This window comes from Roseburia sp. OM02-15 (genome assembly GCF_003481835.1).
Classification (GTDB): Bacteria; Bacillota; Clostridia; order Lachnospirales; family Lachnospiraceae; genus Eubacterium_I; species Eubacterium_I ramulus_A.
Genome location: NZ_QULX01000037.1, coordinates 1 through 8595, shown reverse-complemented (window position 1 = coordinate 8595; position 8595 = coordinate 1). Strand labels below are relative to the sequence as shown.

Annotated in this window: 8 protein-coding genes; all 8 read right to left on the bottom strand. The window is 39.0% G+C overall.

Translation table 11 applies throughout. The features are described 5' to 3' along the window. Nucleotides 1-348: 348 nt before the first annotated feature. Nucleotides 349-843, bottom strand: a complete 495-nt coding sequence (locus DXB15_RS16385) for a hypothetical protein (protein ID WP_242979936.1) — start codon at nucleotides 841-843, stop codon at nucleotides 349-351. Beyond that, nucleotides 840-2348, bottom strand: coding sequence for a Y-family DNA polymerase (locus DXB15_RS16380; RefSeq protein WP_118703521.1), 1509 nt, complete (start codon nucleotides 2346-2348; stop codon nucleotides 840-842). Before DXB15_RS16380 ends, DXB15_RS16385 begins: the two co-directional genes overlap by 4 nt. Before the next feature lie 26 nt (nucleotides 2349-2374). Next, nucleotides 2375-2923 carry a hypothetical protein gene (locus DXB15_RS16375; protein WP_118703520.1) on the bottom strand — a complete coding sequence of 183 codons (549 nt, stop codon included), beginning with the start codon at nucleotides 2921-2923 and terminating at the stop codon, nucleotides 2375-2377. 70 nt (nucleotides 2924-2993) lie between these two features. Beyond that, complete coding sequence (locus tag DXB15_RS16370) at nucleotides 2994-4607, bottom strand: recombinase family protein (protein ID WP_009273379.1); 1614 nt, start codon at nucleotides 4605-4607, stop codon at nucleotides 2994-2996. 111 nt (nucleotides 4608-4718) lie between these two features. Beyond that, nucleotides 4719-4946, bottom strand: coding sequence for a hypothetical protein (locus DXB15_RS16365; RefSeq protein WP_009273378.1), 228 nt, complete (start codon nucleotides 4944-4946; stop codon nucleotides 4719-4721). Between the two features lie 653 nt (nucleotides 4947-5599). Continuing rightward, nucleotides 5600-6766 carry an XRE family transcriptional regulator gene (locus DXB15_RS16350; RefSeq protein ID WP_009273376.1) on the bottom strand — a complete coding sequence of 389 codons (1167 nt, stop codon included), beginning with the start codon at nucleotides 6764-6766 and terminating at the stop codon, nucleotides 5600-5602. A gap of 362 nt (nucleotides 6767-7128) precedes the next feature. Further along, nucleotides 7129-7659: a dihydrofolate reductase family protein gene (locus DXB15_RS16345; protein WP_002303421.1), complete on the bottom strand. Its 531-nt coding sequence runs from the start codon at nucleotides 7657-7659 to the stop codon at nucleotides 7129-7131. Between the two features lie 181 nt (nucleotides 7660-7840). Continuing rightward, nucleotides 7841-8497, bottom strand: a complete 657-nt coding sequence (locus tag DXB15_RS16340) for a phage head-tail adapter protein (RefSeq protein ID WP_118703519.1) — start codon at nucleotides 8495-8497, stop codon at nucleotides 7841-7843. Nucleotides 8498-8595: the final 98 nt, after the last annotated feature.

The window sequence follows — 8595 nt, the reverse complement described above, 5'->3', positions numbered from 1 at the left end:
AGATATACTGAATGTGCATTATGATCCATTTTATCCATACAATCAGTCCCTTCTGGCTTTTCGACTGATTGTATTATACCATATTTCTCATTGCGGAACAAGTGTTCTGTTTTGCTTTTTATATTTATTTTTGCAATTCATCTCCCACCTGTAGAGGAAGGAGAATTCTTGCTATAATTTGTTAAAATCGGTTCCATCAGATTTCCTCCTATTTGTTCTGATTGAAAATTCGTCCGCGAAACGTTTTCTTTCTCTCTGACTAAAACTATAGCACAGGAAATCTGCGAAAAACACTTACAGTCAATGTAAGGATATTATCTTCGTTCCAATCCGTCCGTCAATGATTCGTTATTCTCTTTCTCTCATCTGAATATCAGTAATATGATCAATCGGAAGCGCTGTGCCATCTAACAATAAAATCCGTCTGCGATACGCATCCACACGTTTCACTAAACCGGAATATTCCTGATAACTGCCACCATCTTTGAATTTATCCGGTACAAAGCAGGTAATTATAACAGGTACTTCCAGATGTTTTCCAAGGTTCTGCTGAATGACCTGCAGCGTTTCATCCAATCGGCGTCTGCTGTCCTCATCCAGTTCCCGGAACTGTTCTGTCTGACGGGCGGTTTCCTGCACCGCTTCTTCATATCCACTTAATGCCGAAAAAGGCATAAACTGAGCTGCACGATTTGCCCGCGGCATTCGTGGATGTGTTTTTGATTCATGATGTGATAAATAACGAATGTCTGCATACGGATCAAATTTTATATTCTGATTTTTACAAAGGTTTATTTCGTTCCCATTCTCCTGTCTGCTTCCATCCAAATACTGATCTGTCACGCCTTATGCCCTCCGATCTGCTTATTCCGTTCCTGTCCGGTGGCTCCTTCTTCCATATTAATGCCCTTCAGGATAGCATTTTTTCCAAACTTTTTCTTGATATCCAGCATCGCCTGCTGCATCTTTTTCTCCCGGTTCAGCTCACGCTGCTCCTCTTCCTGCTGTTTCTGAACTGCTTTGTAATCAGTAAAAAGATCCATCTGCTCAAAAGTCACTTTCTGCTGTGCCAGTTGCTCGCTGACCACATGATTTGCCACCAGATTTAATCTGCGCACCATCAGTTTTGGATTTACGATCCGATCATACAGTTCCAACACAGCCTCTGTCATCTGTTTGGAAGAAGATGTCTGCTGTTTGAGATTAATGGTTCCATGTGCATGCTTTGGAATAGCCCTTCCATATCGATCCATCATCAATTCTCCCCGGTAGTTTGCCAGATTCTCCCGGTCATATCCTACCGTCAATACAAGCTGATCTGTCACCAGACGTTTATCCAATAAATCTAAAGCCAGCGCATCTGCCATTTCTGTCACAACCACTTTCGCTTTTGCTGCATTATAAGAACACGCCAATACCTGTCCGGAACCAAGACTATTATTTTCCGGCTGATACTTTTTAATGTCTTCCATGGTGCAAGGCTCATATCCCCATGCATGATCGATCAAAAGCTCCGCATTAATTCCAAACATCTGATACAAAAAATCTTCATTATAAATATCTGTGGATGCGCCAACGGAACACTTGGCAATATCGCCCATTGTATACAGTCCTGCTGCTTCCAGCTTTTTCGCATATCCTCTTCCCACGCGCCAGAAATCCGTCAGAGGGCGATGATTCCACAACTGATTCCGATAAGACTGCTCGTCCAGTTCTGCGATTCGCACACCATTTGCATCCGGTTCGGTATGCTTTGCGCCAATATCCATAGCAATTTTACACAGATACAGATTCGTTCCGATTCCCGCCGTCGCTGTAATCCCAGTCTGTTCGTACACACTCTGAATCATTTCTGCTGCCAGCTCCCGCGGTGTCTTTTTGTATACATGCAGATAATGGGTAATATCAAAAAACACCTCGTCAATGGAATAGACATGCATATCTTCCGGCGCAATATACTGCATATAAATCTGGTAGATCCTTGTGCTGTATTCCATATATAAAGCCATGCGCGGCGGTGCCACCAGATAATCCAACGCCAAATCCGGATTTTTCTGTAATTGACCGTCATCCCAGGACTGACCGATAAAACGATGCCCCGTTGCCCGGCGTTTTCGTCCCGCATTGATTTCCCGCACACGCTGCACAACCTCAAATAACCGGGCTCTCCCCGGGATTTCATATTTTTTCAGAGAAGGCGAAACAGCCAGACAGATGGTTTTCTCTGTCCGGCTCTTATCTGCCACTACTAAATTGGTTGTCATTGGATTTAACCCACGCTCCCGACATTCCACGGAAGCATAAAACGATTTCAGGTCAATTGCCAAATAAATATGACCACAATCCATTTCAGAAGTCATACATGCACCGTCCTTTATTCATTTCTGTTTTCTGCTTCTTTCTCTTCCTGCCATTCTTCCCGATGAATGTTTGCTACAACGGCAGCAAACACAAACAGACAAACTGCTATAAGTAAAATGATGATCGTAAATTTTATTTTTTCTCCCATTGTCACCCCGCTAAACATATTATTGGCAGGTCGGAATACATTTGCCAACAGATAAATTCCAAATGTAATGACTATTAAAATTCCCTGCATTACCGGATTGGATTTTCTGAAATTTCTTTCCGGCAGATTACGATCCATATAAGTCATACAACCACCTAAAATAGCTGCCATACTCCATGAAAAAATGGTTATCAGGTTTAATTTTGGAAGAAATGTACCGTTCACTACAGAAGGAAACATAATCAAAAATATAAATAACAGTTTTAAAATAGAACATACTACCTCAAATCCCATCAACTGTCTCTGACCGATCGTTGCGATCAACACTTTCTCCGTCTCTTCCTTATAATCTTCAGATGCGATCCGCTTTCCAGCCAGCAACTCACTGACGGAAATATCCAGTTCCCGGCACACATCTTCCAGAATACTTACATCCGGAAAAGATTTTCCAGTTTCCCTTAGTTAAAGATATGAACCCTCTTTATCAGTCTACTTTTCCAATAAATCGGTAATATATCTCTATTTCCTGTATTCTTTCGTTCTCCTCATTCGTTGTTGCTTCGTGAATAAGGATTTTTTCTATCATTGCATTTAATAACGGTGCTGTCAGTTCCTTTGGTACGGAATACTCCTTGATTAACTCAATCCACCTTTCAGCACCTATCATATCCTGTTCCATTTTACTTAATTCTTCTCTTAGGTTGGTTATCTGCTGTTCCAGTTCTATCTGTTCTTTCTGATATTTCCCCGACAGCATGATGAAGTTTCGTTCCGTTATCTTCTCACAGGCTCTATCTTCGTACATTTTCGCAAACAAGCGGTCAATCTCATTTTGTCGGTTCTCGGCTTTCTTCAAGGCACTTGCCTTTTTCTTCTTTTCCCGTATTCGCTCTGCATTGCCAGCCTTTTGTATCTTATTCAACACCTTTTCTTCGTCCTGCTGTACTGCCTTAGCCCAATACTGCAATCGTTCCAATACGGCTTGATACAACACATCATAACGGATATAGTGCATAGAACAAGTACCTTTGCCAAACTGCCCGTAGTAACTGCAAGCATAATAACTGTATGGCGTTTTATTTGCCTTATTTGTCGCAAACCGCATAGACCAGCCACAATCCGCACACTTGACAAGCCCTGCAAATATCGGCGTTGCTTTTTCCTTTGTCTGTCTACGCCTTGATTTTATCTGTTCCTGCACACGATAGAACACTTCCTTGTCAATAATCGGTTCATGGGTATTTTCTACTCGAAACCATTCACTTTCGGGCTTACGCACTTTTTTCTTGCTCTTGAATGAAACTGTTGATTGTCGATTATGAACGCTGTTTCCGATATAGACTTCACTTTTTAAGATTGCCTTGACATGAGCAATCGTCCACTCATAACGCTTGCTTTCGGGCTTTCCCTCAAAGATGTGTGCAAAAGTACCGTACCTTGTGAAATTCAGCCAAGACGCTGTCGGAACTTTTTCTTCTCGCAGTACCTTTGTGATTTTTGCACTACCGTAACCTTGATAGGCTAGGGAGAAGATTTTTTCAACAATCCATTTTGTTTCCTCATCAACCAGCAGTTTTCCTTTGATGTCGGGGTGTTTCTTATATCCTAACGGAGCATAAGCCCCATAATACGCACCCTCTGCAAATTTTGTCTTAAATGCCGATTTCACTTTACGGCTTGTATCTCTTGCCACCCATTCATTAATGATATTTTTAAATGGTGCAATCTCACTTTCGCCTTTTTCGCTGTCTACACCGTCGTCAATCGCTATGTAACGGACATTATGGCTGGGAAAATACAATTCTGTATATTGTCCTGTCATAATATAATTTCTGCCAAGTCGGGAAAGGTCTTTCGTTACAACACAGTTGATTTTTCCTGCCTCTATATCTTCAATCATTCTCTGGAAACTCGGTCTTTCAAAATTTGTTCCCGACCAGCCGTCATCAATATATTCATCAATCACATTCAAATGATGTTCTTTTGCATATAGACGCAACATACTTCTTTGTGTGGTAATGCTGGAACTTTCGCCCTGTAATTCATCATCTCGGCTTAACCTAAGATAAAGTGCAGTATTGTAAATCTGTTGTTTCATTGTCAGTTATCCTCCTTTATAACTAACCCGTGTTTACAATACCTGCTTGCAAGTAAAGTATAACACGGGTACTTTTTGTCATTCAATCTATTTCTTACAACTGCACCGATTTTATGCGATTGTCTGCTTTGCTTTTTCCAGCATAACATCTGTCAGAAGTTCTCCCATTGTCTTTCCCTTTTCGGAAAAATGCTCTTTTATAACAATCTTTGTTTTTCCTCTGTTGCCAATGCCACGCTTATTATTTGTCTTTTCCTGCCTTGTTTTTACAATATCAGCAATAACACATACCCCCTTTCTGTAAAAATCTTTTCTAAGCAATTCAACGGCTTTTGTCATAGCCCACAGGAGTTCCACCTCTGCATAGTTCTTATGTAGCCGTACCCATTGCGTGCGACGCTCTGAACGCTCAAGCTGTGGCTGTACGGGAGTATCATTATCAGACAGGACAGGTCATGGCGATAAAAGAGAACAAATCTTTTACAGGAACACAAATAAGTTGTCGCTCGCTTTTGCAGGGGAAAGGTCATGGCGTATCTGTTTCAACGGCTCGCTGTCTGTCAAACGTATTGAACTGCTTTATTCAGTTGTCAAAGAACATGAAAGAAGAAAATCGTCTTTCCTATATACCGCGTTGGAAAAGAGCAGAAGCGTAACCAATCTTCAAAACTTTTCTCTTTTCCTGCACCATATAGGGAAAGAAAGTGTCATTCTGCTAAGTTGGTGATGAAAAAATCTGATTTTCTTTTCACACCCTAACTACCCATGCAACACTATTACTACCAACTATGGAATGAAAGATTTTCTTTGCTCCATATAGGGAATGGAAACTACGGATTGTTAAGTTGAAATTGAAAATCGTTTCTTCTTTCACATCATATAGGGACAGCAACCACCGATTTAATGACCTGTTTTCAAAAAAAGTCAGATTTCCTTTCCTTGCACCATATCTGTACGCAAGTAACCGTTTTGTTGCAGATTTTTTGAAGAAATTAAAAAATACCGTCATTCCCTTGTGGAACAGCGGTATCTTTCTCAATCATATCTGCTATGTCTGTTGTCATTTGTTTAATTTTTAATTCCTGCTTTTCTGTTAGTCTTGTATGTCTGTCGATTTCTTCCAGATAATTTGCTCCTGTTTTCTTTTCAATCTCTTTTATCATCAATAAAGAGGGCATGACCTGTCTTTCTAACCAGCGTTTTGTTTTCTCCATATTGACAGCAACAGGCGTCATAATAAACGGAAGTGAGGTCGTTACATTATCTAAAAATATATCCCATAAAATATAATCGGGAAAATCTATCTGTGTGAGGATAAGGCTTGCTATGGTCTGTTCGGGATTTCTTGTAAAAACAAGTTGTTCTATCGTTTGTTCTGCTTTTCCATTTTTTAAACGAATTTCAAAGCGGTTCTTAATGTTTGTTTTTATACCTTTGCTTTTTTGTTCCTTTTCTTTTTCATACAGGCAAAAGTAGATGGAACTATTCTTTGAACCGATATAAAAGGTTTTTGCAGTATCTCCATGTGTACCCGATAATTTCCCGCTGTCTACTGCTTCATGGGTTCTTGAACGTTTCCATACCTTGTTGGCATAATAGCGTTCCCTTAGAATTTCTATATCCAGCAGTCCGCCCATATCATTGACCGCTAAATCTATGCGTTTAAAAACACCTTGATAATCTATACAACATCTTAAAAAGTAATACCAGTCTATCCCTCTTGCCTGTAAAACATATTCCAAGTTCCGACACCCCATACCTCTTAATTCCAATAAAACACCCATAGAACTATCTTTAGAAGCATTTACACTAATATCCCCATAGACATACTGTTCTTCATAGCCATACATTCCGTAATCTTCATGGATAAAATATTCGCTCTTCATTGCCAGTACATTTTTTATAATTTCCAATGCGTCTGTGGTGAGAAAACGAACACGCAGGTAGTCAATCGTTAAAGTGAAAGGCTGAGTACAATTACAATAATCAAGATAATGTAGAAGTATATGTTTCATTTCTTTACTGGCTTTTGTTTTTCCGTTTTCAATTTCATTTAAGTTCTGCCTGCTGATTTGCAATTCCTGTGCCAGTCGTGATTGCGAATAATCACAGTCTTTTCTCTTTTGCTTTAATGTTTCAATAAATTTCATATCATTCATGCTTTATTCCTCCAATCAAAAAAGGCATATACTCATAGAAGCATACGCCTTGTATCTTATCATTATTTGCTATTGATATGCTGTTTTAGACCTGTCGGATCGAAAAAATAGGATGTGAAGTGAAATAAGTTCTTATAACCTTGTAAATCGTTGCATATCAGCAGTTTTGTATTTGTTTTTGCTCTTGTCTTTTGTAATAGTACCCCCCTGTTAGATAACGGGGGCTTTGAACGGCTCGCAAGCTCGCCGAACCGCCGAAGCGAACCGCCCCCTTGCAAGCATGGCGGAAAAATCTTAAGGATTTTCCCGCCAACGTGGTCGGATCGCTCCGTCGGTTTAACAGCTTTTCTGTTTCTCTCTAGTTATCTACGCATATAAATCAAATCGGTTATTCCGTTATAAGTCTGTGTTTTACAAAGCCTTAACTTTATTTCCCTGTCTATGTTGCCCAAAAGACGAACCCCATTTCCTAACAGAGTAGGAATAACAGAAATGTAATATTTATCAATCATATTTTTGCTTACCAACTGCTGAACAAGATTTGCTCCGCCACAAATCCAAATATCCTTTCCTGCTTCTTGTTTTAGCCGTTCCAATAATAAAACAGGATTTTCACTTGTAAAATGAATTTGTTGGGAAGAATTGCACTCTTTATGTGTTAATACATAAGTTGTAAATTTATTATATACCCATTCTTGCGGAGAAAGTTCAGTAACAACCTGATGAGAAGTATTCCACCCCATTAAGACAGTATCTATATCTTTGGTAAATTCTGTATAAGTGTCGATGTTTTCATTGTCATTTCCATGACCATTTAGCCAAGCTACTCCACCATTACCGTCCGCAATATATCCGTCAAGGCTCATGGCAATAAATAAAACTACTTTTCTCATTTTTTCTCTTTTATAAATACAAACAGGAATTTATTTCTCTTTTTTACTCATAAGGGAACAACTGATTGCTACAAATAAACCCATTAAAATCCATGGAAATGCTGCTCTTATAAAATCACTAACCATACTTTATTCCTCCTTAAATTCCAATTTCCTTAGTTCTACAAACTGAAATTTTTGCCTATGAATGTATCTTGTTCTTTATACGCAAACAGGCTTCTGTGTGCATAATCCAATGTCTTGAAAACGGCATTTGAATTAGTCCACAAATATCTTTATTACACCAATAATCAATCAGCCAAATTGCTTTTTCATTGTCGTTTACTACATTCAACGATTCTAAGTATCCTTTTCTTTCTTTCGGTATTTTTGTTTTCAATTCATCATAAGATAACCGTTCAAGCATTTTCTCAGTGCTTTCCCATACTTCGAAAATATATAAATATAATTCTTCCAGATTAAGCTGTTTTGAAAAGTCTGCAATCTGCTGTTTCATGAGTTCATTTCCTGTTGTAATGATAGGTGAATTGATACGCTCTTGATAATTGCCTGCAAAAAATACTTGTTCATCTTCATTTATCACTGTATGCACAACTATATCTTCAATGCGGAAAATATGCCAAATAGAATAAGCAATCGTCTTACTATGATAACCATCAGCGTTTATGAAGGGGATTGAGTTAAAATCTTCTCTGCATAATTCTTCTTTGAAAGATACTAAGGTTTGTATTAACTGACTTCGTAAAGTAAGTAAAGTATCAATACCCCTCTTATAAGTATCTTTCTTTTTTATTTGTGCCTGCATTGTTTTATTAAGTTCAGACCATTCCTTATTCATATTCAATCCTCTCTCAAATTCTGATTTTATCGCCCCATACAGTCGAGTAGACTAAGACCTCTCAATCTTAGCCCCTCACAGATCCGTACGTGCGGCTT

Coding starts and splice junctions, on each gene's coding strand:
- DXB15_RS16380 (WP_118703521.1), bottom strand. CDS start 2,348: ATGGATTGTGGTCATATTTATTTGGCAATTGACCTGAAATCGTTTTAT.
- DXB15_RS16370 (WP_009273379.1), bottom strand. CDS start 4,607: ATGAAACAACAGATTTACAATACTGCACTTTATCTTAGGTTAAGCCGA.
- DXB15_RS16345 (WP_002303421.1), bottom strand. CDS start 7,659: ATGAGAAAAGTAGTTTTATTTATTGCCATGAGCCTTGACGGATATATT.
- DXB15_RS16365 (WP_009273378.1), bottom strand. CDS start 4,946: ATGACAAAAGCCGTTGAATTGCTTAGAAAAGATTTTTACAGAAAGGGG.
- DXB15_RS16350 (WP_009273376.1), bottom strand. CDS start 6,766: ATGAATGATATGAAATTTATTGAAACATTAAAGCAAAAGAGAAAAGAC.
- DXB15_RS16340 (WP_118703519.1), bottom strand. CDS start 8,497: ATGAATAAGGAATGGTCTGAACTTAATAAAACAATGCAGGCACAAATA.